At 72.2% G+C, this 23,261-nt stretch carries 18 protein-coding genes; 7 read left to right on the plus strand and 11 right to left on the minus strand.

Translation table 11 applies throughout. From position 1 onward, the window contains the following. Positions 1-39 precede the first annotated feature (39 nt). The gene (locus M8J73_RS04330; RefSeq protein ID WP_055543087.1) at positions 40-927 is read right to left on the minus strand and encodes a Gfo/Idh/MocA family protein; all 888 of its coding nucleotides are present in this window, start codon (positions 925-927) and stop codon (positions 40-42) included. A 77-nt stretch (positions 928-1,004) separates the two neighbouring features. After that, positions 1,005-3,770 (minus strand): SpoIIE family protein phosphatase, encoded by a 2,766-nt coding sequence (locus M8J73_RS04335; RefSeq protein WP_249828262.1) that lies wholly within the window; start codon positions 3,768-3,770, stop codon positions 1,005-1,007. A gap of 327 nt (positions 3,771-4,097) precedes the next feature. Here M8J73_RS04335 and M8J73_RS04340 point away from each other — a divergent pair, with 327 nt between their 5' ends. The 5 genes from M8J73_RS04340 (at position 4,098) to M8J73_RS04360 (ending at position 11,067) form a co-directional block, all read left to right on the plus strand. After that, on the plus strand, positions 4,098-6,158 hold the full coding sequence (locus M8J73_RS04340; RefSeq protein ID WP_055538684.1) for a DUF1996 domain-containing protein: 2,061 nt from the start codon (positions 4,098-4,100) through the stop codon (positions 6,156-6,158). 121 nt (positions 6,159-6,279) lie between these two features. Next, positions 6,280-7,470 carry a sensor histidine kinase gene (locus tag M8J73_RS04345; protein WP_055538685.1) on the plus strand — a complete coding sequence of 397 codons (1,191 nt, stop codon included), beginning with the start codon at positions 6,280-6,282 and terminating at the stop codon, positions 7,468-7,470. Further along, a complete protein-coding gene (locus M8J73_RS04350) occupies positions 7,467-8,222 on the plus strand; it encodes a response regulator (protein WP_249828263.1) in 756 nt (251 codons plus the stop codon). The genes M8J73_RS04345 and M8J73_RS04350 overlap by 4 nt, the downstream gene beginning before the upstream one ends. A 129-nt stretch (positions 8,223-8,351) precedes the next feature. Beyond that, on the plus strand, positions 8,352-9,314 hold the full coding sequence (locus M8J73_RS04355; RefSeq protein ID WP_249828264.1) for a hypothetical protein: 963 nt from the start codon (positions 8,352-8,354) through the stop codon (positions 9,312-9,314). A gap of 163 nt (positions 9,315-9,477) precedes the next feature. Beyond that, positions 9,478-11,067, plus strand: coding sequence for a hypothetical protein (locus tag M8J73_RS04360; protein WP_372503891.1), 1,590 nt, complete (start codon positions 9,478-9,480; stop codon positions 11,065-11,067). A gap of 49 nt (positions 11,068-11,116) precedes the next feature. Here M8J73_RS04360 and M8J73_RS04365 read toward each other — a convergent pair whose 3' ends face one another. Beyond that, positions 11,117-11,581: an SRPBCC family protein gene (locus M8J73_RS04365; protein WP_249828265.1), complete on the minus strand. Its 465-nt coding sequence runs from the start codon at positions 11,579-11,581 to the stop codon at positions 11,117-11,119. A gap of 97 nt (positions 11,582-11,678) precedes the next feature. Here M8J73_RS04365 and M8J73_RS04370 point away from each other — a divergent pair, with 97 nt between their 5' ends. Continuing rightward, positions 11,679-12,632 (plus strand): DUF2339 domain-containing protein, encoded by a 954-nt coding sequence (locus M8J73_RS04370; protein WP_249828266.1) that lies wholly within the window; start codon positions 11,679-11,681, stop codon positions 12,630-12,632. A 75-nt stretch (positions 12,633-12,707) separates the two neighbouring features. Here M8J73_RS04370 and M8J73_RS04375 read toward each other — a convergent pair whose 3' ends face one another. After that, positions 12,708-13,073, minus strand: coding sequence for a cupin domain-containing protein (locus M8J73_RS04375; RefSeq protein ID WP_055541631.1), 366 nt, complete (start codon positions 13,071-13,073; stop codon positions 12,708-12,710). Positions 13,074-13,216: 143 nt separating this feature from the next. Between M8J73_RS04375 and M8J73_RS04380 the strand changes: the two genes are divergently transcribed. Further along, the gene (locus M8J73_RS04380) at positions 13,217-15,523 is read left to right on the plus strand and encodes an MMPL family transporter (protein WP_055541632.1); all 2,307 of its coding nucleotides are present in this window, start codon (positions 13,217-13,219) and stop codon (positions 15,521-15,523) included. Between the two features lie 31 nt (positions 15,524-15,554). Here the strand turns inward: M8J73_RS04380 and M8J73_RS04385 are convergent, their stop codons facing one another. The 7 genes from M8J73_RS04385 to M8J73_RS04415 all read right to left on the minus strand — a co-directional run. After that, entirely contained in the window at positions 15,555-17,834 is a 2,280-nt protein-coding gene (locus M8J73_RS04385; protein ID WP_372503892.1) for a M4 family metallopeptidase, read from the minus strand. A gap of 364 nt (positions 17,835-18,198) precedes the next feature. Beyond that, positions 18,199-18,930: a FadR/GntR family transcriptional regulator gene (locus tag M8J73_RS04390; RefSeq protein ID WP_055542052.1), complete on the minus strand. Its 732-nt coding sequence runs from the start codon at positions 18,928-18,930 to the stop codon at positions 18,199-18,201. Further along, positions 18,905-19,951, minus strand: a complete 1,047-nt coding sequence (locus M8J73_RS04395; RefSeq protein WP_055542051.1) for an aldo/keto reductase — start codon at positions 19,949-19,951, stop codon at positions 18,905-18,907. Before M8J73_RS04395 ends, M8J73_RS04390 begins: the two co-directional genes overlap by 26 nt. 44 nt (positions 19,952-19,995) lie before the next feature. Then, complete coding sequence (locus M8J73_RS04400; RefSeq protein ID WP_055542050.1) at positions 19,996-21,033, minus strand: sugar kinase; 1,038 nt, start codon at positions 21,031-21,033, stop codon at positions 19,996-19,998. Then, positions 21,030-21,662 carry a bifunctional 4-hydroxy-2-oxoglutarate aldolase/2-dehydro-3-deoxy-phosphogluconate aldolase gene (locus M8J73_RS04405; protein WP_055542049.1) on the minus strand — a complete coding sequence of 211 codons (633 nt, stop codon included), beginning with the start codon at positions 21,660-21,662 and terminating at the stop codon, positions 21,030-21,032. The genes M8J73_RS04400 and M8J73_RS04405 overlap by 4 nt, the downstream gene beginning before the upstream one ends. Further along, the gene (locus M8J73_RS04410; RefSeq protein ID WP_249828267.1) at positions 21,659-22,420 is read right to left on the minus strand and encodes an SDR family oxidoreductase; all 762 of its coding nucleotides are present in this window, start codon (positions 22,418-22,420) and stop codon (positions 21,659-21,661) included. Before M8J73_RS04410 ends, M8J73_RS04405 begins: the two co-directional genes overlap by 4 nt. Continuing rightward, a partial coding sequence (locus M8J73_RS04415) for a zinc-dependent alcohol dehydrogenase (protein WP_249828268.1) occupies positions 22,417-23,261 on the minus strand: 845 nt, incomplete at its 5' end. The genes M8J73_RS04415 and M8J73_RS04410, both read right to left, overlap by 4 nt.

The raw sequence follows: 23,261 nt of genomic DNA on the forward strand, positions 1-23,261 counted from the left end.
CGAACGTAAACCCGAACACGGCCGGTGAGTGAGGCTCCCTCAGGGGGTCAACTGCCCCTCGGCGGCGGCCAGTACCTCCGTCACCCGCAGACCGAACGCGGCGTCGCACGGATGCGGCCGGCCGCCACGCGCCGCGGCCAGCAGGGCGTCACCGGCCCGCACCAGAGCAGGTACGACACCGTCCTCATCCGACGAGGGCAGGACGGTCGCCCCGGCCCGGCCCCGGAACTCGGCGGTCGCCCCCGAGGCCGCGGGCGGCGCGGACAGACTGAGCGTCACCGTGCTCGACGCTTCACCGGCGTGGGCGAGGACGAGGTGAACCGTGTCCTTCGCCCCGCGCACGGCGGTGACCTCCTCCACGTCCCCGAGCACGGGCAGCAGCACCGACAGGGCGTGCGGGCCCACGTCCCACAGGGCGCCCTTCTCCCGCCGCCACGGCGACGCCGCGAACGGACTGTCGCTGTCGCCGTCGAACAGCGAGCCCAGCCACTCCGCGCGGCCCGTGAACCAGCCGCCGGTGTCGGCCTGTTCGGTGATCCACGCCTCGATCGCGGTCTGGAAGCGGGCGGTGAAGAAGACCACCGAGGCCACCCCGGCCCGCTCGACGGCCTCGACGACGGCCCGCCCCTCGGCGACGTCCGTGGCGAGCGGCTTGTCGAGCAGCAGATGACAGCCCGCCCGCGCGGCCCGCACCGCCAGCGGCGCCTGGACCGACGGCGGCAGGGCGACGGCGACCGCGTCCACATCGGCGAACAGCGCGTCCACGTCCTCGTACACCGACAGCCCGCCGTGCCGGTCGGCGAGCGCCTTGGCCGCCTCCGGGCGCCGGCCCCACACCCCGGCGAAGTCCAGCTCCGTGTGCGCGCCCAGCGCGGGGGCGTACGCCATCTCCGCCCACGGGCCTGTTCCGAGCAGTCCGATACGCATGCCGTTGTCTCTCCTCGACGCGATGTGATCCGTGCCCCCGACCGCCCGGTGCCCCGGTGCCCCGGTGCCCCTGTGCCTCAGGGCAGTGCCTGCTCGGTCCAGATGGTCTTGCCGGTGGGGGAGTAGCGGGTGCCCCAGCGCTGGGTGAGCTGGGCGATGAGATAGAGGCCGCGTCCGCCCTCGTCGGTCGTCGCCGCGTACCGCAGGTGCGGGGAGGTGTGACTGCTGTCCGTGACCTCGCAGATCAGGTTGCGGTCGTGGATCAGCCGCACGCGGATGGGCCCGCTGCCGTACCGGATGGCGTTGGTGACCAACTCGCTGAGGATCAGCTCCGTGGTGAACACCAGGTCGTCCAGCCCCCATTCCGTCAACTTCCGGGTGGCGTCCGCGCGGCACCGGCCGACGGCCGCCGGCTCGGCGGGCACCTCCCACTCGACGACCCGGCCGGCGTCCAGCGCCCGCGTCCGGGCGACGATCAGCGCGATGTCGTCGCTCGCCCGGCTCGGCGGCAGCGCGTCGAGCACGGCCCGGCACGTGCCCTGCGGCGAGGTGTCGGCGCCGGTCAGCGCGGTGCGCAGCAGCTCCAGACCGTCGTCGATGTCCCGGCCCCGGTCCTCGACCAGCCCGTCGGTGTACAGCACCAGCCGGCTTCCTTCGGCGAGGTCCAGTTCGGCCGTCTCGAACGGCAGACCGCCGAGCCCGAGCGGCGGACCGGCCGGCACGTCCGGGAAGTCGACCCGGCCGTCGGGCCGGGCCACCGCGAGCGGCGGGTGACCGGCCCGGGCGACGGTGCAGCACCGCGACACCGGGTCGTAGATCGCGTACAGACAGGTGGCGCCCGTGATTGGCGCCGAGCCGTCCTCCGCCTCGTCCTGGTCGATGCGGCTGACCATCTCGTCGAGCAGCCCGAGGATTTCGTCGGGCGGCAGGTCCAGCGCGGAGAAGTTGTGCACGGCGGTCCGCAGCCGCCCCATCGTGGCCGCCGCGTGCAGCCCGTGCCCGACGACGTCACCGACGACGACCGCGACCCGGCTGCCCGACAGCGGCAGTACGTCGAACCAGTCGCCGCCCACCCCGGCCTGCGCGGGCAGATACCGGTAGGCGACCTCCAGCGCGCTCTGCTCGGGCAGGCTGCGCGGCAGCAGGCTCCGCTGCAACGTCACGGCCATGGTGTGCTCGCGGGTGTAGCGCCGCGCGTTGTCGATGGAGACCGCCGCCCGGGCGACCAGCTCCTCGGCGAGGGCCAGCTCCTCCTGGTCGAACGGCTCCGGCTTCTGGGAGCGCCAGAAGCTGGCGACGCCCATCACCAGCGGGCCCACGCGCAGCGGCACGGTGATGAGCGAGTGGATGCCGTACTCGACGACCTGCGCCGACCGCTCCAGGTCCTGCGCCTGCCAGCCGGGCGACCTGCTGAGGTCGGCCTCCAGGATCGAACGGCCGCTCTCGATGCTCAGGGCCTGCGGGGAGGACGCGACCAGGTCGATCTTCTCGCCCACCTTGTACAGGGGGGCGTCCTTGCGGATCCCGCTGAGCGCCGTGCGCCGCAGGGTGGTGACCGTCTCCGGTTCCTGACCGCTGAGGGCCTCGGGGGCCAGGTCCACCGTCACGAAGTCCGCGAACCGGGGGACGGCCACCTCGGCCAGCTCCTCGGCGGTACGGGTCACGTCCAGGCTGGTGCCGACGCCCACCCCGGCGTCGTACAGCAGCTTCAGACGGCCCCGCGCGGACTCCGCCCGGCCCGACAGGGCGCGCAGCTCGGTGGAGTCCCGGAGCGTGGCGACACTGCCCGTCGGCTCGCCCTGGAGATCGGTGGGCCGCTGGTTGACCGCGAGCAGCCGGTCGCCCACCAGATGCACCTCGTCGTTGGCGATCCGCCCCGAGGCCAGCAGATCCGCCATGGGCGCCTCCAGGCCCAGGGCCGAGACGTCCTGCCCCTCGGCGTTCTCGGGCAGGTCCAGCAGGCGGTGTGCCTCGTCGTTGGCGAGGAGCAGCCGGCCCCCGCCGCCGACGATCATCACGCCCTCCCGCACGGCGTGCAGCACGGCGTCGTGGTGCTCGTACATGCGGGTCATCTCGGAGGGGCCGAGGCCATGGGTCTGCCGCAGCAGCCGCTTGCTGACCAGCGCCGTGCCCGCCGTGGCGAGGGCGAGCGCGGCGGCCGCCGCGGCCAGCACGAGTGGCAGTTGCTGCTCGGCGACCCCACCCACCTTCTCGGTCGTGATTCCGGCCGAGACCAGGCCCACGACCTTCCCGTCCGGGTCCTTGACCGGCACGACGGCCTGGACGAGCGGCCCCAGCGTCCCGGTGATCTCCTCGGTGAAGGACTCGCCCTTCAACGCCGGTTCGAGAGTGCCGACGAACTGCTTGCCGATACGGTCCGGCTTCGGGTGGGTGTAGCGGATCCCGTCGGTGTTCATCACCACGACGAAGTCCACCCCGGACTGGATCCGCGCGGCCTCCGCCCTCGGCTGGAGCACCGCCGTCGGGTCGCTGGAACTCAGCGCCTCCCGGGTGCCCGGGGCGTTGGCGAACGTCTCGGCGACGGCGAGCGAACGGTTCTTGGCTTCCTTGGTGCTGTCGTGCCGTACCTGGAGGACCAGCGCCACCACCGCCGACACGACCAGCACCAGCACGATCACGACTTGCAGCAGGAACACCTGCCCGGCGACACTGCGCCCGCTCAGCGCCGACCGCAGCCCCGCCAGAGGCCGCCAGCGGGATCCTTGGTCACCGGCGGCGGATCCGTGCGGTACGCGCCGGGCGCCGTCGTCCCGGCCCTGCTCGCGTTGACCATGGGGGCGGCGGGTCGACTGAGCACGGGATCGACCCAGGAGACGGACCATGTGCCCATGTCTACACTGCCCCGCGCCCGGAGGCGAGAGGGGGTCACGCCCTGTGACAGGCGGTACCGCCGCCCGTACGCCCGGGAAGGCGTCCCAGGGGGCCGCGAACGCCTCCGACATGCCGATTCCCATGAGTTTCCTGTGAATCCGTGAGTCGCTTGAACACCCCGGCCTCCGGCTCCGTATAAGGCCGGGGTTTTATATGCCCGGACCGACCACGACGTTGTAGGAGTCACCGTGGGACGCACCACCAGGCGCAGACGCCCGACAGGAGCACGGCGCGCGACCTCCGCCGCGATCGCGCTGATCTTGGGCGGAGGCGGGCTCGTGGCCGCGAACGTCTACGCGTCGGCCACCGAGGACGGCGGTGGCGAGGAGTCCGGCCAGTGGGCCAACTCCGCTGCCGCGACCATCGACTGCCCGGATGTCGGCAGTGAGCTGACCGACGTGCCCGAGGGCGCGCGGGGGGACGTGGACAACGAACTCGCCGCGCTCGACCGGCAGATAGCCGAGGCGTACCAGCGGCTGCAGAACTCCGCGCAGGCCCAGCAGCAGGACGGCGGGTTCGCGGAGAACGCCATCATGAACCCGCTGAAGGAGAAGCGGGCCGCGACGATCGAGCGCATCGCGATCGCCATCGACCGCGTAGGGGACCGCCCCGAGGGGCTCGACTCGCTCGCCTCCTGCACGTTGCGCGAGACCGGCAACGACAACGGGGGCGACCAGAACGGCGGCGACCAGAACGGCGACGGCGCCGGCCAGGACCAGGGTGACCAGCAGGGCCAGGACGGTCAGGAGGGCCAGCAAGGCCAGCAAGGCCAGCAGGGCAACGGTGGTCAGGCCGGCAACGGCCCGGTGGCCGCGGACTTCGCCGACATCACCTCGGTCCAGCCGGGCGGTCGGGGCGGGGTCCAGGGGCAGAACGCCTCCCGCGGCTCCTTCACCACCGCCTGCGGGGTGAACGCGAACGGTGTGTTCAACTCGGACAACGTCATCGTCGCCCCCGGCGTCAGCAACGGCGCCCACCACTTCCACGACTACGTCGGCAACCAGGCCAACAACGCCTTCGCCAGCGACGAGGACCTCGCGGCAGCCGAGACCAGCTGCGAGAACCAGGACGACAAGTCGTCCTACTTCTGGCCGGTGCTGCGTCTGCAGAACGGCACCGTCGAGCAGGACGCCAACTCGCCCGGCGGCGGCATCGAGGGCAACGCCGGTGAGATCGTGACCCCCAAGCAGGTCACCATGACCTTCGTGGGCAGCCCGCAGGGCGAGGTCGCCGAGATGCCGCGGCTGCTGCGCATCATCACCGGTGACGCCAAGGCGTTCGTCAACGGCCCGGCCAACGCCAACGCCTCATGGAGCTGCACCGGGTTCGAGGACCGGCAGCTGAAGGACAAGTACCCGCTCTGCCCCGACGGCAGCGACGTCGTGCGCACCTTCAAGTTCCAGAGCTGCTGGGACGGCCGCAACATCGACAGCGCCAACCACCGCACGCACGTGGCCTTCGCCGCCGCCGACGGCAGCTGCCCCGGCGGTTTCAAGGCCATTCCCCAGCTCGTGCAGCGCATCGTGTACGACGTCGACGCGCCGAGCCTCCAGGACGGCGGCCGTACGAGCCCGCTGTTCGCGGTGGACTCCTTCCCCGAGCAGGTCCACAAGCCGATCACCGACCACGGCGACTTCATCAACGTCTTCGACGAGGGCCTGATGCGCGAGATGGTCGACTGCATCAACGAGGGCCGCGAGTGCGACGCGGCGGACCTCGGCGGCGACCAGGGCGACGGTGGCGGTGGCGACCAGGGCAACGGTGGCGACCAGGGCAACGGTGGTGACCAAGGCGGCGACGGCGGCGGCGACCAGGGTCAGGATCAGGAGCAGCCCGGCGGCGACCAGGGCGACGGCGGCGACCAGAACCAGGACGGTGGCCAGGACCAGGGCGGTGGCCAGGACCAAGGTCAGGACCAGGACCAGGGCCAGGAGCAGCCGGGCGACCAGGACGGCCAGAACCAGGGTCAGGACAAGGGGCAGGAGCAGAACCAGGGCGAGGACGGCGCCGCGGGCGAGCCCACGGACAAGGCCGACACGCCCAAGACCTTCGCCTCGCCCAAGGCGACCCAGCGCGGGCGTGACAAGGACGCCGGTCAGGGCGGGGGCGACGGCAAGGACGACGAGGCCGCCGACCAGACCCCGGCCGGGAACATCCCCTCGGCGGCGGGCGCGGGCCAGGCCGGCTCCCAGGGTTCCGAGGGATCCACGGGCTCCCAGTCGGCCGCGGGCGACCTCGCCGACACCGGTGCCGAGATGTGGCCGGCCGCCCTCGGCGGTGTCCTCGCGCTCTGCGGTGTCGTCCTGCTCCGCCGTGTACGGCGCGGAGACATCCGATGAAGCCGCGGAGCCGCTGACGTACCGCCACCCCTCCGCCATCCGTACACAGTCCCCAAGTCCCGCCAACCTTGTTAATTTGAACGGGAGTTGATCCCGAATCGGATGACGGTCGAGGCGGATCATGGCGGAGGGGTGGGCCCGGCGGCTGCCGCCGCCGGGCGACATGGCGGCGGCAGCCGTGCTGTTGGTGGCCATGACGGCGGTGAGGCTGGGCGCGGAGAGGGAGACCGACGCCCCCCTCGCCGCCGTGCTCGCGCTGAGCGCGGTGATCGCCGCCGGTGTGGCCCTCCGCCGCCGTGCCCCGCTGACCGCCTACGCGCTGGGCTCGGCCGGTCTCGCCGCCGAGGCCCTGTGGGTGGGGCCCGGCCCGCTGACCCCGGTCGCGAACCTGATCGGTGTGTACTCCCTGGGCCTGTACGCGACCCCCTTCCGGGCCCTGCTCGGCGCGCCGGGCGTCCTCGCCTACTTCGCCCCGAAGGACGACTCGTCCGTGACCCCGGTCGCGGTGGTGTGCGTCTGGCTGCTGGTGTGGGGGGCGGGCCGCGCCACGGCCCGTCGGCGCGAGGAGATGGCGGAGCTGCTGCGGCGCGAGGCCGTCGTCGCCGAACGGGTCCGCATCGCGCGCGAGGTCCACGACGTCCTGGGCCACTCGCTCAACGCGATGCTCGTGCAGGCGGGCGCCGGACGCCTGGTCCTCGACACCGACCCGGCCCGCACCCGTGAGCTGCTGCTGAGCGTCGAGCGCACCGGCCGTGACGCCCTCACCGAACTCGACCACCTCCTCGGCCTCCTGCGCGCCGAGGACGACGAGGATGCCGAGGACGCCGAGCCCGGCGCAACGACGGACGCCGAGCCGGGAGCCGAGTCCGGTGCCGGGGCCGACGCCCTTCCCTGCCCGCCGAACCCGGACCCCGCCGACCTCGCCCGGCTGATCCGCCCGCTGGCCGACGCCGGCATGGACATACGCCTCCACATCGAGCCGGAGACCGGCACCCTGCCCCGTGCGATACGGCTGTCGGTCCATCGGATCGTCCAGGAGGCCCTCACCAACGCCCTGCGCCACGGCCACGCCCGCTCCGCCGAGGTGACCGTCCGCACGGAGCCGTCGGAGCCATCGGTGCGGTCGGACCGGTCCGGGAGGGCGGTCCTCGTACGGATCGTGGACGGCGGCGAGGGCCCCGACCCGGGGTACCGGCCGGGCCGAGGACTGCGGGGCATCACCGAACGGGCCGTCGCCTTCGGCGGATCCGTCTCGCACGGCCCGGCCGACGGCGGCGGCTTCACCCTGAGCGTCGAGCTGCCGCTGCCATGACGGTACGGGTGCTCCTGGCCGACGACGACGCGCTGTTGCGGACCGGTGTCGCGGTGATCCTCGGTACCGCCCCCGGCATCGAGGTCGTGGGGGAGGCCGGGGACGGTCTGCGTGCCGTGGAACTCTGCCGCGCCCTGGCCCCGGACGTCGTCCTCATGGACGTGCGGATGCCCGGGATCGACGGCATCCAGGCCACCGGGCGGATCGTCGACGCCGGGCTGGCGACCCGGATCCTCGTCCTGACGACCTTCCCCGACGACGCCTACGTATGGCGGGCCCTGCGCGCGGGCGCCAGCGGCTTCCTGCTCAAGCGCACCGCCCCCGAGCGGCTCATCGACGCCGTCCGCACGGTGGCCGCCGGTGACACCCTGCTCGACCCGTCGGTGACCCGCGCCCTGGTCGAACGCTTCGTACTCGACGGCGACGGCGACGGCGACGGCGACGGCAACAGCGGGAGCGACAGCAGCAGCGCGGGCGGGGTAGCCGGAGCCCGCCCCGGCACGGCCGCCGCGGACCGCGCCCGGCTGCGTCACCTCACCGCCCGCGAGGCACAGGTCCTGCGGCTGATCGCCGAAGGGCTGTCGAACGCCGAACTCGCAGACCGGCTGAACATCGCCGAGTCGACCGCGAAGACCCATGTCAGACGCATCCTGCACAAGATCGGCGCCCGTGACCGCGCCCAGGCCGTCGTCCTCGCCTACCGCTCGGGCCTGATGGAGCGCGGCGACGGCCAGGCCACCGACCTCCGCTGATCCGGCGGCCATCCACCCGCCTGCCCCGTGTACCCCCACGGGGGTACACCCCCGCACCCCCACAGGGGGACGCCCCGCTCCCCGCCACCGCCCTACGGTCGGGGCCGGCCCGAGGGGGAGGGGGAAGGGATGAACGCAGGTGGCGTCCTGGCGGGGGAGATATGGCGTGCCGTGCGGCCGGTGGACCGTCTCCAGCGGCTGCTGTGGTGGTGCGGAACCGTGCTGTTGACCTCCGGTGTCCTGCACGGTCTGGTGGCGGTCGTGGACGGCAGCCCGTGGTGGGGGCCGGTGTCGTGGCGCAAGCCGGTGGCGTTCGGGGTGTCCTTCGGCGTGCTGGTGTGGTCGGTGGTGTGGATCCTGCGCGGGCTGCCCGCCCGCTGGTGGGTGCGGGTCCCCGCGGGCCTCGTCGTCGGGACCTCCGTCGCCGAGACCGCGCTCATCACGGCCCAGCGCTGGCGCGGCGTCGCCTCCCACTTCAACCAGGCCACCGACACCGACGCGGCGGTCTGGTCCGTGATCGGCACCCTGATCCTGCCGCTGATCCTCGGCCTGGTGTGGCTCCTCGTCGCCGTCCTCGTACGGTTCGACGGCAGCCCGGCTTCCCGCGTCGCGGCGGTCGTCGGCCTGGCCGCCGTACTGGTCGCGGGCTACATCGGCAGCGACATGGCCGCCCTCGGCGAGGCCGCGTTCGACGAGACGGGGCAGGTTCCGAGGGAGGTGCTGTTCGGGGCGGCGGGCAGCGCCAAACTGGCCCACGCCACAGGGCTGCACGGCCTCCAACTGCTCGCCCTCATCGCCATCGTGTGCGACGCGGGTGCCCTGCGGCCCCGTACGGCGGGCGCCGTCGTCGCGGCCGCGGCCGCCGGTTACGCCGCCGTCCTGAGCGCCGTCACCGCGACCGCCTACGCCGGACGCGCCCCCTTCGACGCGACGGCCCCCCTGTGGGCCCTCCTGGCCTGCGGCGCCCTCCTGACCGGCGCGGCGGCGACCGTGGCCGTCGTCCACGCCGCCCCCGCCCGCCGGGTGCCCGACCCCGTGGCGACACCGCTCGGCGGCCCGCTCCCGGAGCGCTCCGGCAGGCAACCGGGCTGACGCGGCCCGCGACGGGCGATCACCCCGGAGGGTTGCCGCGCCGATGGTCACGAAAGGTCATCGATCTTCGCCGCGCGACCGGAATCGGCTGTCGCGCCATATGGTTTCAGCCGTACACTGACAATTCGTAGGCATGCGGGTGTAGTTGACGGGGGGATCCGACATGTCCGGAGACCAGTACGGGCCATACGGAACGAGAGACCAGGACGGCTGGAGCCACAGCTATGTGGTGCCACCGATGCCGTCCGCGCCGCCGCCCGGCCCGGCCGACCCCTGGCGCGCCATCGGCGTGGGACTGCTCAACCTCAGCGGTCTCGGCCTCGGTTACGCCCTCGTGCGCCGGCCCCTGCTGACGCTGCTGTGCTGGGTGGCCACCGGCATCCTGCTCTTCACGGTGCTCCCGGCCGACCCCGACGGCGTGTCCGGCACGACCCTCGTCGTCTACGGTCTGTTCCTCGTCCTCACGGCCGTCCACGGAGCCCTGGTCGGCCTGCGCAACCGGCTGGTGTGGCCCGCGCAATCCCCGCTCGCGATCGCGCTCGGCGTCCTGCTCCTCGGTGTCCCCGTCGTCGGCTCCCTGCTGTACGAGAGCGCGCGGGACGAGGCCACCGAGCAGATGCTCCTGGACCGCCTCGACACCGCCGACGACCTCGTGCGCAAGGCCTCCGGCGAGTCCTTCAGCACCACCCAGTCCGAGTACCGCAGGGCCCTGAGCGCCTACGACGACCTCAGCACCGACCACCCCGACTCGCGGGCGGCCGAGAAGGTCCCGGACCGGCTGAAGACGTTCTACACCACGGTCGGCGCGCCCTACGAGGAGCAGGAGTACTGCGACGCCATCGCCCCGCTCGAGTACCTGCGCACGGTCCCGCAGACCCTGAGCAAGAAGGACCTCGGCTCCCTGGCCACCTGGCCCGACGACCGGCTCGCGACGTCCCTGTACGAGTGCGCCTCCGGCACCCTCGCGAGCGGCACGGGCGACTGGACCGACCACTTCCGCGACCTGCTGAACGAGTTCCCCGACTCCGAGCAGGCGGCGAAGGTCGAGCCCGACGTCAAGACGGCCGTCGACAAGGCGATCAAGGCCGTCGGCGGCGACGACCCGTGCAACGCCGTGCAGCAGCTGGAGTCCCTCAGCCTCCAGGTCAAGGGCCTGCCCGGCGAGAAGGCAGGCGTCGACAAGGCCCTCGCCGACGACGCCGCCCGCGCCGACCGGTCCGCCTCCACCGGCGTCTACACCTGCGGCGTGTCCCAGTACGAGGACGGCGAGTTCGCCGACGCGGTCACCTCGATGAACGACTTCGTCAAGGCCAACAAGAAGCACAAGAACGCGCCCCGCGCCAAGAAGATCGCCATAGCCGCCGAGATCGCGCAGGAGGTGCCCGCGGCGGGCAAGAAGCTGCCCACGACCCGAACGGGCGGCAGCATCACCGTCACGGTCAAGAACGACAGCCCCGACGAGGTCCAGGTCCTGTACACCGGCCCGGTCACCGGCACCTTCACCCTGAAGGGCTGCGGCGGCTGCACCAGCTACGACTGGAGCCGCACCCTCGACCCCAACTTCAAGCCGTGCAGCGGCGGCAAGAAGTACCCGCAGCGCACGATCACCCTCCCCGTCGGCACCACGTACTTCCTGCACAAGCCGAAGGGCGGCACCTCCTCCAGCCCCGCCTCGGACACCGCCAAGCTGCAGTCGGGCTACATCTACACCGAGTGCGCCTACGTGACGACGGGTCTCGGCATCAACTCGTGAGACGACGAGCGCGGTCGGGTGGCAGACCGGACGGCCGGCCGGGGCGGACTCAGCCCCTGCGGCCCTCCAGCCACCCGGCCACGTCGTCGAGGTCCTTCGCGATGGCCCTGCGCACCGCGCGGGCACCGACCCCGCCCAGCACCTTGGCCAGCAGACCGGAGACGGCACTCGTCGGCACCGCCGTGAACGTCATCCGGATGGTCGTCGACGCGGGGCCGTCGGGCCTGAGCTCCCACTCGGAGACGTAGTGGGAACCATGGGACTCGGCCTCCACCACATAGCGCTCGGGCGGTTCACTGACGGTCACGCCCATCTCTTCCGTGGCGTCCTTGCCGAACATGCGACGGGTCTCCCGCCACCGCGTGCCCACCCCGAACACCCCGCCGGTGAGGACTTCCACCCTGACGACGCCGCTCAGCATCCGCTCCATGCCGGCGAGGTCCGTCAGGGCCTCCCACACCCGCCCCTGGGAGGCGGTGACCCGCCGCTCCACAACGACACTCGCGCTGGTCATGACTCCCATGAAAGCACCGGGCCCCGACAACCGCCCCAGGACGACGGCCGGCGCCCCCGTCCGGAGCACCCCCTACCCCCGAAATGAGGAGAAGCCGATGACCGAACGTCCCGAGGGTGCCCCGGCCCAGCCGCAGGACCAGCCGTCCGCGACCCCGCCCGGCCCGCCCGGACAGCCCGGTCCGGCGCACCCCGCGCAGCCCCAGCCGGCCGCTCAGCCGCAGACGCCGACCCAGGCCCAGCTCCCGGCGTCGCCGAGCGCCTACCCGTACCCCAACCCCCAGGCGCCCGCCGGATTCGGCCCCCCGGCCGCCTCCCTGCCCACGCAGCACCACCCCTACGGGCAGCCGCAGCCCGGCGGCTACCCGCCCGCCGGCTACCCCACGGCCCCCGCCGCCCCCGGCTCGGGCGGCGCCGGACGCGCCGTGCTCTGGGCCGTGCTGGGCGCGGTGCTGGCCTCCGCCGCGTGGGCCGGAGGCGTCTTCCTCCTCGGCCGCGACGACGAGGCCGACCTGCGCGGATACGAGGCCAAGTCCGAGCTCTGCCGGGAGGTGGAGCACTCCTCGTTCGACGACGAGTACCCGGAGGAGGACTCGAGCCCCGTGAACCAGTCCCTGGAGCACGAGGCCCTCGACCAGAGCTACTGCAGCCTCTCCCTGAAGAAGTCCTCGACCTCCACCCTCTCCGACGCGTACTTCTCCGTGGAGCTGGAGCTGCACAAGAAGACCGACCCCGGCCCCGAGTTCACCGCCCGCTGGGCCGAGTACGACCAGCGCTACGACGACTACGAGGTGGAGAAGGTCAGCGGCTTCGGCGACGAGGCCTACCTGGTCACGGAGGACACCACCTCCGGCGGCGACAGCAGCGGCAGCCGCTCGGCGACGCTCGCGGTGCGCGACGGCTGGGTGACGTACGAGATGAGCTGGAGCGCGTACGCGTCGTCCTACGACGACGACGCGGCCAGCCTTCCCGAGGTGGCGGAGGTCACCGACTGGCTCAAGACCGACACCACCGCGACGCTGGAGAACCTCAAGGAGATCGACGGGGTGTAGCGCGGCGACGGCGGAACACGGCGGAGGCGGGGGCGCGAACGCCCCCGCCTCCTTTCCCTCTCACCCTCATCCGGATCAGTCACCGGCGGCCTTGGCGTAGTCCTTGGCCATCTGCCCGGCGAAGTCGTAGACGACGCACTGCTCGTCGCCCACGACCCACGCGTCGTGGCCCGGCGGGCAGACGAAGACGTCGCCCGGTCCCAGTTCGCCCTCACCGCCGTCGTCCATGCGGATGTGCATGCGCCCCTGCGCGATGTAGCCGTTGTGGTGGACCTCGCAGCTGTCCGTGCCCGCGATCGGTGCGACCGACTCCGACCAGCGCCATCCCGGTTCGAAGACACCCACGGCGAAGTCGAGCCCCGTGAGGTGGACGGCTTCGAGGTGCCCCCGCGGGAAGTCCCGGCGTTCGTCCGGCTTCTCGACCGTCTTGATCTCCAGCATGGCGGCTCCTTCCGTTCCGTCCCACCTCCCCATCGTCCGCCTGTCAAGCCGGGGCCGCCATCCGGGGGGCCGGCGGCGCACGAGATGCCGGGGTGCCATGAGGGCCGTCTAATGAGGGTCGAAGATCGTCCCCAGGGAGAGAGATGAGCGCACGGCGTTCCCACGGCAAGGGCGGCGGCAGGAGCGGCACCGGCGGGCTGCGCGGACTCGGCGAGTGGTGCGCCCGGCACTTCGTGATCGTGATCGTCGCCTGGCTGGTGGTGCTCGCGGCCCTCCAGGTCCTCAACCGCTCGTTCGGCGGCGACTACTCCGACAACTTTTCCCTGCCAGGCGTGCAGTCCCAGAAGGGGCTGAACGTCCTGAAGGCGCACGATCCCCAGGCCGGCGGCTACAGCAGCCAGATCGTCGTCCACGACAAGGACAAGCCGCTGACCCAACTCGGCTCCCAGATGTCCGACACGGTCGGCGACCTGCAGAAACTGTCGCATGTGCTCTCGGTGCAGAACCCGCTCACCACGGCCTCCTCACAGTCGTCGGACCAGTCCGACCAGTCGAGCCAGTCCGACCAGGCGAAGCAGCCGAATGTCGGCCCGCTGTCCTCGGACCAGAAGACCGCGTACATCACCATCCGCTTCGACGTACAGCCGTCGACCCTCCAGGACAGCTACCTCGACGGTGTCGACAGTGCGGTGCAGCCGCTGCGGTCGGCGGGCGCCGAGGTCGAGTACGGCGGTCCGCTCGGCGAACTGGCCCGGCCCGCCCCCGACGACCGGGTCAGCGAACTCATCGGCTTCGGCGTGGCGATCGTCGTCCTGCTGATCGGCTTCGGCAGTGTCATCGCGGCCGGTCTGCCCCTGGTGACCGCGCTGCTCAGCGTGGTCGGCGGTCTGGCCTGCCTCGGTCTGCTGGCCGCCGCGTTCACCTTCGCCACCGTCTCCCCGACCCTGGCCACCATGATCGGTATCGGCGTCGGCATCGACTACGCCCTGTTCCTGATCACCCGTCACCGGCAGGCCCTCATGGACGGCGCGGACCCGGTGCGGGCCGCCGGCCGTGCCGCCGCGACCAGCGGCCACGCCGTCCTCGTCTCCGGCTGCACGGTGATCGTCGCCCTCGCCGGGCTGTACGCGTCCGGAGTGAGCTTCATCGGCAAGCTGGGGCTCGCCGCCGCGACGACCGTCGTCTCCGCGATCGCCGGCGCCCTCACCCTGCTCCCGGCCCTGCTCGGCCTCATCGGCCGACGCATCGACCGCTACCACGTGCGCCGTCCCGTCGCGGAGACCGGCGTCCAGGAGGGCGACGAGATCACCGGGACCTGGCACCGCTACGCCCAGCGCGTGGAGCACCACCCCTGGTGGTTCCTGTCGGCCGGTGTGGTGACCGTGGCGGTCCTCGCGATCCCCGTCTTCTCCATGCAGCTCGGCCACATCGGTGACGGCGCCGACCCCACCTCCTTCACCGACCGGCGCGCCTACGACCTGATGACCGACGCCTTCGGGCCCGGCTCCAACGGGCCTCTGACCGTCGTCGTCGACCAGACGTCCGTCCCGTCCTCCGACCGGCAGTCCCTGCAGAGCACCGTGCAGAAGGACCTCGACGACGTGAAGGGCGCGTACGCGGTCACGCCGCTGACCCCCACCCAGGACGGGGACGTCCTGGTCGGCACGGTCTACTCCACCCAGTCCCCGCAGAGCGCCGACACCACGGACCTGGTGAACCACCTCGTCGACGACACCCTGCCCGGCGCGGTCTCCGGCACCAAGGCCAAGGGCTATGTCACCGGCACCACCGCGTCGCAGGTCGACTTCCGCGACATCGTGGCGAGCCGACTGGCCGTCATCATCGCCGTGGTCGTCGCCCTCGCCTTCCTGATCATCCTCGCCGTCTTCCGCGGCCCGCTCGTCGCGCTGAAGGCGGCGGTCCTCAACGTCCTGTCCATCGGGGCCTCGTACGGCGTGGTCGTCGCCGTCTTCCAGTGGGGCTGGGGCGGCCCGGCCCTCGGCGTCAACGGCAAGGTGCCCATCGAGAGCTACGTTCCGATGATGATGTTCGCCATCATCTTCGGCCTCAGCATGGACTACGAGATCTTCCTCCTCTCCCGTGTCCACGAGGCCTGGCAGCGCACCGGGGACGCCCGCGCCTCCGTCGCCCACGCCCTGGAGATCACCGCGCGCGTCATCACCTGCGCCGCGCTCATCATGGTCAGCGTGTTCGCCGCGTTCATCGTGAGCGACAACATCGTGGTGAAGATGCTCGGTCTCGGCCTCGCCGTGAGCGTCCTGATCGACGCGACGGTCATCCGCCTGCTGATGGTCCCCGCGGTGATGACCCTGCTCGGCAGTCACGCCTGGTGGACGCCGCGGTGGCTGGACCGCGTGCTGCCGCACATCGACGCGGAGGGGGAGACGGCGGAGCGGCCGGCCCCCGTGAAGCAGGGACCGACCGCCTGACCGATCTGTCGCAGAGCGAGGTGCCGCTCTGTCAGAAGGTCAGCTTCCAGCTGTTGATGTAACCGGTGTCGAGGCTCGCCACGTCCTGGACGCGCAGCTTCCAGGTGCCCGCGGCGGTCTCGGAGGACGCGTCCACCGTGTACGTCTCGATCACGTTGTCCGCCGAGTCGGAGGGCGCGGAGTTCTTCAGCCGGTACGCCGTGCCGTCCGGGGCGACGAGGTCGATGACCAGGTCACCGCGCCAGGTGTGGACGATGTTCACGTCCACGGTGAGCGGGTTGGACGCGGCCCCCGCCCGGTTGACGTTGATCGGCGACTCGACGGTGGAGTTGTCGGGGATCTGGTAGTCGGCGGTGTTCTCGAAGACCGACTGGTTGCCCTCCTCGTCCACCCGCCAGGCGAAGCTCGCCGTACCGGTCTCGCCGGCGGCGTCCGTCACCGTGATGGTCGGCGTCGAGTTGCCGGCCGTGGTCGGCGCACCCGAGATCCGGCCCGTGGAGGCGTCGATGGACAGCCCGTCCGGCAGACCGGTCGCCGCGTACGACAGGGCGCCGGGGTTGGTGGAGGACGCCTGGACGTCCAGCGTGACGGTCTGACCGACCAGCGAGTACTGGGCCGCCGGCGGGACGACGGTCACACCGTCGAGGATCCGGGCACCGACGTTGATCGCGGCCCAGGCGTTGGCGGTGTTGTTGTAGGTCACCGAGCCGAGCCCGTACAGGTCGGCGGCGGCCTGCAGGGTGGCGGTGCGGGCGCCCGCGTAGTTGGTCGTGGACGTCATGTACGTGGTGAGCGCCCGGAACCAGATCTTCTCGGCGGCCTCGCGGCCTATCGGCGTCACCGGCAGGTTGTCGAACGTCGGGGAGTCGTAGGAGACCCCGTTGACGACCTTGGCGCCGCTGCCCTCGGAGGCCAGGTAGAACCAGTGGTTGGCCGGTCCGGAGGAGTAGTGGACGTCGATGGAGCCGAGCGAGGAGGACCAGTAGTCGCGCGAGGAGCCGTCCTTGCTGGGCTTGTCCATGTACCGCAGCGGCGTGCCGTTGCCGTTGATGTTGATCTTCTCGCCGACCAGGTAGTCCCCGACGTCCTCGGGGTTGCCCGCGGCGAACTCGACGGCGGCGGCGAAGATGTCGGAGGTCGCCTCGTTCAACCCGCCCGACTCACCGCTGTAGTTGAGGTTGGCGGTGACCGAGGTGAGACCGTGCGTCATCTCGTGCGCGGCCACGTCGATCGAGGTGAGCGGGTTGGCGTTGCCCGACCCGTCGCCGTACGTCATGCAGAAGCAGGCGTCCTGCCAGAACGCGTTGACGTAGTTGCTGCCGTAGTGGACCCGGCTGTACGGGGCGACACCGTCGTTGCGCAGCCCGTTCCTGCCGTGCACGTTCTTGTAGTAGTCCCAGGTCAGCGCCGCGCCGTAGTGGGCGTCCGCGCCGGCCGTCTCCAGGTTGCCGGTGGTCCCGTCGCCCCAGATGTCGTCGGAGCCGCTGAACAGGGTGCCGGTGCCGGACGAGCCGCGGTTGAGGTTGTACGTGCGGTGGTTGCCCCGGTCGGCGTCGGTCAGCGTGTACGACGAGCCCGACTGGCTCGTGCCGAGGGTGACCGTGCCGCTGTAGCGGGTGTTGCCCGTACCGGTGTGCACACCCTCGTACTCGAACAGCTTCTTGCCGGTCTGCGCGTCGGTGATGACGTGCAGCTCGCTCGGGGTGTCGTCGTGCTGGAACCCGCTGACGACGGTCTCGTAGGCGAGGGTCGGCGTGCCCTTCGCGGCCCAGACGACCTTGCGGACGCTGTCCGCCTCGGTCTTGGCCGAGCCCTCGTCCTTGGCCGCCTTGAGCGCCTGCTTCTCCGCCGTGGCCTTGCTGACCGCGGCGCTGAGGTCGGAGACCTTCAGCCGGGGCTTGTAGGACCGGGTGACGCTCTCGACCGCGCCGGACTTCGACGCGTGGACGACGAGGTCGCCGCCGAGGACGGGAAGTCCGGCGTAGGTGCGCTCGTAGCGGGTGTGCAGGGTGCCGTCGGCGTCCTTGACGACGTCACGGACCCGCAGCTCCTCCTTGCCGCCCAGGTCCAGGCGGTCGGCGGTGCTGTCCGTGGCCTTCTCGGCCTTCCGGATGAGGGTCTTGCGCTGAGCGGGGCTCAACTTCGCGGGCAGGGACCCGCGGTCGGGCTTCGCGGCCGCGGGACGGGCGGTGCCTTCGCCGCCGTCGCCGCGGGCACTGGCCGAGCCGCCCGGTACCGCCACCGCGAGCATCGCCGCCGCGACGACGAGCGTGGCCATGGCCGTGGTACGTCTGTGGGGGGTGGATCTCACGCGAACTCCTTTGCTGCGGCCGACGTTGGACGAACGGCCGTACGAAGGACCCGGTGCACGGATGGGGCGCCGGGTGGTGCAGGGAGAGCTGCGTTGCGGGTGCGCGTGCTCCGTCGTGAGACGGAGTGGGCACAGAGTGACAGATGTGAGCCGCCTATGTCAGGGGCATATCAAGTCTTTGGCTGGAAACTGTTCGATTGTCGAGTGGTCGTCGACGGGCTGACCTCGGCGGACCCGGAATCGGCCCACGCCGCGTTCGACGAGTGGACGGTGTGGCCCCGAGTGCCGACAGTGCGCCCCCGAGTGCCGTCCGCGCCGTCGGGGGCCCGGCCCGGACGGGACGGCGGAGCGTGGGCTTTCGGCCTCAGCCGTGGACGCGGGGCCCCTGCGGGCCGTCCTCCAGGGAGTCGGCGTTCCTGAGGTGGTCGCGCAGCCACCGCTCGGTGTGGTTCACGTGCATCAGCGCGGCGGCGTGCGTGAGCACGGCGTCACGCGACGACAGGGCGTCGAAGATCGCCTCGTGTTCCGCGAGGGTGCGCCCCGAGGCCTGGTCGTCCACCAGACCGCGCCAGATACGGGCCCGCAGCGTACGGCCCGAGATGCCCTCCAGCAGGGTGAGCAGCGTCTCGTTGCCCGTGGCCGCGACGACGGCGCGGTGGAACGCCGCGTCGTGCACGTTCAACTGCTCGACGTCGTCGCGCGCCGCGCGCATGGCGTCCAGATGCCGCTTCACCTCCGCCAGTTGCTCGTCGGTGATCCGGGTGGCGGCGAGGGAGGTCGCGACCGGTTCGAGGAGCCGGCGCACCTCCATGAGGTCCAGCAACGCCACCGTGTCGCCCTGTAGCAGCTCCACCGCGCCGCCGAGACCTTCGAGCAGCAGACTGGGCTGGAGGCTGGTCACATAGGTGCCGTCGCCCCGCCGCACCTCCAGGACACGGGCGACGGCGAGCGCCTTGACGGCCTCGCGCGCCAGGTTGCGCGACAGTCCCAGCTGCGCGGCCAGCTCCGGTTCCGGTGGCAGCTTCGAGCCCGGAGGCAGCGCGCCGGTGCGGATCAGCTCGCGGATCTGCTCAATGGCCCGGTCCGTCAGAGACAACGCCCACCCCTTCCGTCTCCGGAGTGTGCTCCGCGCTGTTCCGCGTGGGTACGTCCGGTCTGATCAGTCCCCTGGTGCGAAGGTCGTCCCAGAGGTCCTCGGGCACCCGCCGACGGTACAGGTCCACGTTCCGCCTGACCTGCTCCTCGTTCCTCATTCCCAGGGTGACGTTGATGATACTGGGATGGCTGAAGGGGAAGGCGATCGCGGCGGCGGGCAGGGTCGTCCCATGGTGCTCGCAGACCTCGGCGATCTCCCGCGCCCGGGCGACGAGGTGCGGCGGGGCGTCCGCGTAGTCGTACTTCATGCCGGGGGCCGGGCGGTCCCGTGACAGCAGACCCGAATTGAACACGCCGACGGCGACCACGCTCCTGCCGTGGTCGACGGCCGCGGGCAGGACGTCGTCGAGGGCGGACTGGTCGAGGAGGGTGTAGCGGCCGGCGAGCATCACGACGTCGGCGGCGGTCTCGCGCAGGAAGCGGGCGAGCATGGCCGACTGGTTCATACCGGCGCCGATCGCTCCGACGACTCCCTGGTCGCGCAGGTCGGCGAGGGCGGGCATGGCCTCGTCGGCGGCCTGCCGCCAGTGGTCGTCGGGGTCGTGGAGGTACACGATGTCGAGCCGGTCGAGGCCGGTCCGCTCCAGGGTGGCGTCGATGGAGCGCAGGACGCCGTCGCGGCTGAAGTCCCATTCGCGGCGCAGGTCGTCCCGGACGACGAACCCCTCGCTGTCGACGCCCCGCGGCCGCTCGTTGGGCACGAGGAGGCGGCCCACCTTGGAGGAGACGACGTATCGCTCACGGGGCAGGCCCCGCAGAGCGGCGCCCAGGCGCCGCTCGGACAGTCCGAGCCCGTAGTGGGGCGCGGTGTCGAAGTAGCGGAGGCCCGCGTCCAGGGCGGTCTCGACGGCGGCCGTCGCGTCCTGGACCGGTGTGACCCGGTAGAGGTTGCCGATGACGGAGGCACCGAAGCCCAGCTCGGTGACCTCGACGGAGGTGTTCGCGATCCTGCGTTTGCGCACGACGTGCTCCTGGGGGCGGGGTTACGGAGGGGACGGGGCGCCGGTCAGCGCCGGACGGCGGCCGAGCCACCGGCCACGAGGGCCTCGACCTCCGCGAGCGACGCCATGGAGACATCGCCCGGCGTGGTCATGGCGAGCGCCCCGTGCGCCGTGCCGTAGGCGAGGGCGCGCTCCAGGCCGGCCCCGGTGAGCAGCCCGTGGATGAGACCGGCGGCGAACGCGTCGCCGGACCCGATGCGGTCCAGGACCTGTAGTCCGGGCAGGTCGGGGCCCGCGACAAAACCGGTGGTCGGCGACCAGGCCGCCGAGGACCAGTCGTTCACGCCCGCCGACGGCACCGCGCGCAGGGTCGTCGCCAGTACCCGCGCCGACGGCAGCCGGCCGGCGACCTCGGCGAGCGCGTCGGGCACCTCGTCCGGGCCGACCCGCACCGCTCCGGGGTACGGTCCGGCCAGACCGAGGGCGCCCACCACCACGTCGGCGTGCCGGGCGAGCCGCAGATCGACCTCGCGGGCCCGGTCGGCACCGCCGCGGCCCGCCCATAGGCTGGGGCGGTAGTTGGGGTCGTAGGAGACGGTGACGCCGTGGCGGCGGGCGGCGGCCATGGCCTCGTCGGCGACCTCGACGGTGGTGTCGGACAGACCGGCGAAGATGCCCCCGGTGTGGAACCAGCGGGGCCCCGACGCGAACAGCGCGTCCCAGTTGATGTCGCCCTTGCGCAGCTGGGAGACAGCGGTGTGCGCGCGGTCGCTGACGCCGAGGGCGCCGCGGATGCCGTAGCCGCGCTCGACGAAGTTCAGGCCGTTGCGGGCGGTGCGGCCGATGCCGTCGTCGGGCACCCAGCGGATCAGCGAGGTGTCGACGCCGCCCTGGAGGACGAGGTCCTCGACGAGCCGGCCCACCGCGTTGTCGGCGAGGGCGGTGACGACGGCCGTACGCAGCCCGAAGCAGCGGCGCAGACCCCGTACGACGTTGTACTCGCCGCCGCCCTCCCACACCTGGAAGGTGCGGGTGGTGCGGATGCGCCCCTCACCCGGGTCGAAGCGGAGCATCACCTCACCCAGGGCCAGCACGTCAATCACCGGGCACTCCTCTCCACGGCCTCGGCGGTCAGTCGACGGATCCCGGCGAAGTCGCCGCGCTCCAGATGGCCCGGCGTGGCCATCCAACTGCCGCCGACCGCGAGGACCGCCGGATGGGCAAGATAGTCGGACAACCGGTCGAGGCCGATGCCGCCGGTCGGCACGAAACGCACCCCCGGGAAGGGCGCGGCCAGCGCCCGCAGCAGCGCGCCACCGCCGAGCGGCTCCGCGGGGAAGAGCTTGACGGTGTCGAGGCCCGCCGCGAGGGCGCGCATCAGCTCGGTCGCGGTGGCGATGCCGGGCACGACGGGCACCCCCAGTTCGCTGCAGCGCGCGATGACGTCCCCGTCGTAGCCGGGGGAGACGACGAAGCGTGCGCCCGCCGTCACCGCCCGTTCCGCCTGCTCGGCGGTGAGCACGGTCCCGGCGCCGACGACCAGGCCACCGTGCGCGGCCATCGTCTTCAGGACCTGCGCCGCGTCCGGCGTGCGGAAGGTGACCTCCGCGCACCGTGCGCCGCCCGCAGCGAGCGCGTCGGCGAGCGGGGCCGCCGTGACGGGGTCGGGCACGGTCAGCACCGGCATGATGCGGCAGCCGTCGAGCACACCCGCGAGGTCGGTGCCGGTCATCGGCCGAGCCATCCGCCGTCGACGGGCAGGGTGGTGCCGTGGATGTAGGCGGCGGCGTCGGAGGCGAGGAAGACGGTGGCGCCGGCCAGGTCGTCGGCGGTGCCCCAGCGTCCGGCGGGGATGCGGTCCAGGATGGCCTTGCTGCGGACGGGGTCGTCCTGGAGGGCCTGGGTGTTGTCGGTGGCGATGTAGCCGGGGGCGATGGCGTTGACGTTGACGCCGTGCGGTGCCCATTCGTTGGCGAGGGCTTTGGTGAGTCCGGCGATGCCGTGTTTGGCGGCGGTGTAGCCGGGGACGGTGATGCCGCCCTGGTAGCTGAGCAGGGAGGCGGTGAAGATGATCTTTCCGTGGCCGCGGGCGACCATGGTGGCGCCGACGGCGCGGGTGAGGGCGAACTGGGCGGTGAGGTTGACCTGGAGGACCAACTCCCAGTCGGCGTCGCTGTGTTCGGCGGCCGGGGCGCGGCGGATGGTGCCCGCGTTGTTGACGAGGATGTCCACGGGGCGTTCGCGTCCGGCCAGTTGCGCGCCGAGGGCGCGCACGGCGTCCGGGTCGGCGAAGTCGGTGCGGATGGCTTCGAAGGTGCGGCCCGCGGTGGTGACGTCCTTCTCGATGTCGCTGCCGGATTCCTCCAGGCTGGCGCTGACTCCGATGATGTCGGCTCCGGCGGCGGCGAGGGCGCGGGCCATGGCCCGGCCGATGCCGCGGCGGGCGCCGGTGACGACGGCGAGTTTCCCGGTGAGGTCGAAGGCGCTCATGCGGTGGTTCCCTGGGTGTCGTCGGAGTGGTCGGTGGTGTGGTCGGTACAGTCCACGAGGATCTTCATCACGTCGCCGCCGCCCTCCAGCGCCTCGAACGCGGCGGGTGCCTGGGTGAGGGGGACGACCTTGCTGATCAGCCGGTCGGCGGGGATCGTGCCGTCCGCGACGAGGGCGACGGCCTTCTCGAAGTCGGAGCGGTCGTACAGGCGGGCGCCGACGAGGGTGAGTTCGCGCCAGAAGAAGCGGTGCAGGTTCACCTCGCGGGGCCGGGGGTGGATGGCGACCAGACACAGCCGTCCCCGTACGCCGAGCACCTCGACGGCCGTGTCCACGCCGCCGGCCGCGCCGGACACCTCGAATGCCACGTCCGCGCCGGCGTCGGCGGTCCAGGTGCCGACCAGGGTGGCGATGTCGTCGGAGGCCGGATCCCAGACGGTCAGCCCCAGTGTCTCGGCCAGGGCGCGTCGGTGGGCGCTGAGCTCCACCACGCGGACCTGGGCCCCGGCGGCCCGGGCGACCAGTGCGATGAGTACTCCGACGGGTCCGCCGCCGACGACGACGACCTTCTCGCCGTCGGTGACCTGTGCCCGGCCGACGTCGTGGACGGCGACCGCGGTGGGTTCCACGAGCGCGGCCCGGTCCAGTGCGAGGGCGTCGGGGAGGCGGATGAGGGTGGAGGCGGGGACGGTCCAGCGCTGCTGCATGGCGCCGGGGGAGTCGATGCCGATGAAGTCGAGGTGCTGGCAGACGTGTCGGTGACCGGCGCGGCAGGCGGGGCAGGTGTCGTCCCAGCGCAGCGGCATCACGGTCACCGCGTCCCCGGCCTGCCAGCCTTCCA

The sequence above is a fragment of the Streptomyces neyagawaensis genome, assembly GCF_023516595.1.
GTDB classification, from domain to species: domain Bacteria; phylum Actinomycetota; class Actinomycetes; order Streptomycetales; family Streptomycetaceae; genus Streptomyces; species Streptomyces neyagawaensis.

Bases quoted from the DNA above. Each gene is read 5' to 3' on its own strand.
- M8J73_RS04365 (WP_249828265.1), bottom strand. From the start codon at position 11,581: ATGACCAGCGCGAGTGTCGTTGTGGAGCGGCGGGTCACCGCCTCCCAG.
- M8J73_RS04375 (WP_055541631.1), bottom strand. From the start codon at position 13,073: ATGCTGGAGATCAAGACGGTCGAGAAGCCGGACGAACGCCGGGACTTC.
- M8J73_RS04360 (WP_372503891.1), top strand. From the start codon at position 9,478: ATGTCCGGAGACCAGTACGGGCCATACGGAACGAGAGACCAGGACGGC.
- M8J73_RS04370 (WP_249828266.1), top strand. From the start codon at position 11,679: ATGACCGAACGTCCCGAGGGTGCCCCGGCCCAGCCGCAGGACCAGCCG.
- M8J73_RS04350 (WP_249828263.1), top strand. From the start codon at position 7,467: ATGACGGTACGGGTGCTCCTGGCCGACGACGACGCGCTGTTGCGGACC.
- M8J73_RS04410 (WP_249828267.1), bottom strand. From the start codon at position 22,420: ATGAGCGCCTTCGACCTCACCGGGAAACTCGCCGTCGTCACCGGCGCC.
- M8J73_RS04335 (WP_249828262.1), bottom strand. From the start codon at position 3,770: ATGGTCCGTCTCCTGGGTCGATCCCGTGCTCAGTCGACCCGCCGCCCC.
- M8J73_RS04345 (WP_055538685.1), top strand. From the start codon at position 6,280: ATGGCGGAGGGGTGGGCCCGGCGGCTGCCGCCGCCGGGCGACATGGCG.
- M8J73_RS04330 (WP_055543087.1), bottom strand. From the start codon at position 927: ATGCGTATCGGACTGCTCGGAACAGGCCCGTGGGCGGAGATGGCGTAC.
- M8J73_RS04380 (WP_055541632.1), top strand. From the start codon at position 13,217: ATGAGCGCACGGCGTTCCCACGGCAAGGGCGGCGGCAGGAGCGGCACC.
- M8J73_RS04355 (WP_249828264.1), top strand. From the start codon at position 8,352: ATGAACGCAGGTGGCGTCCTGGCGGGGGAGATATGGCGTGCCGTGCGG.
- M8J73_RS04405 (WP_055542049.1), bottom strand. From the start codon at position 21,662: ATGACCGGCACCGACCTCGCGGGTGTGCTCGACGGCTGCCGCATCATG.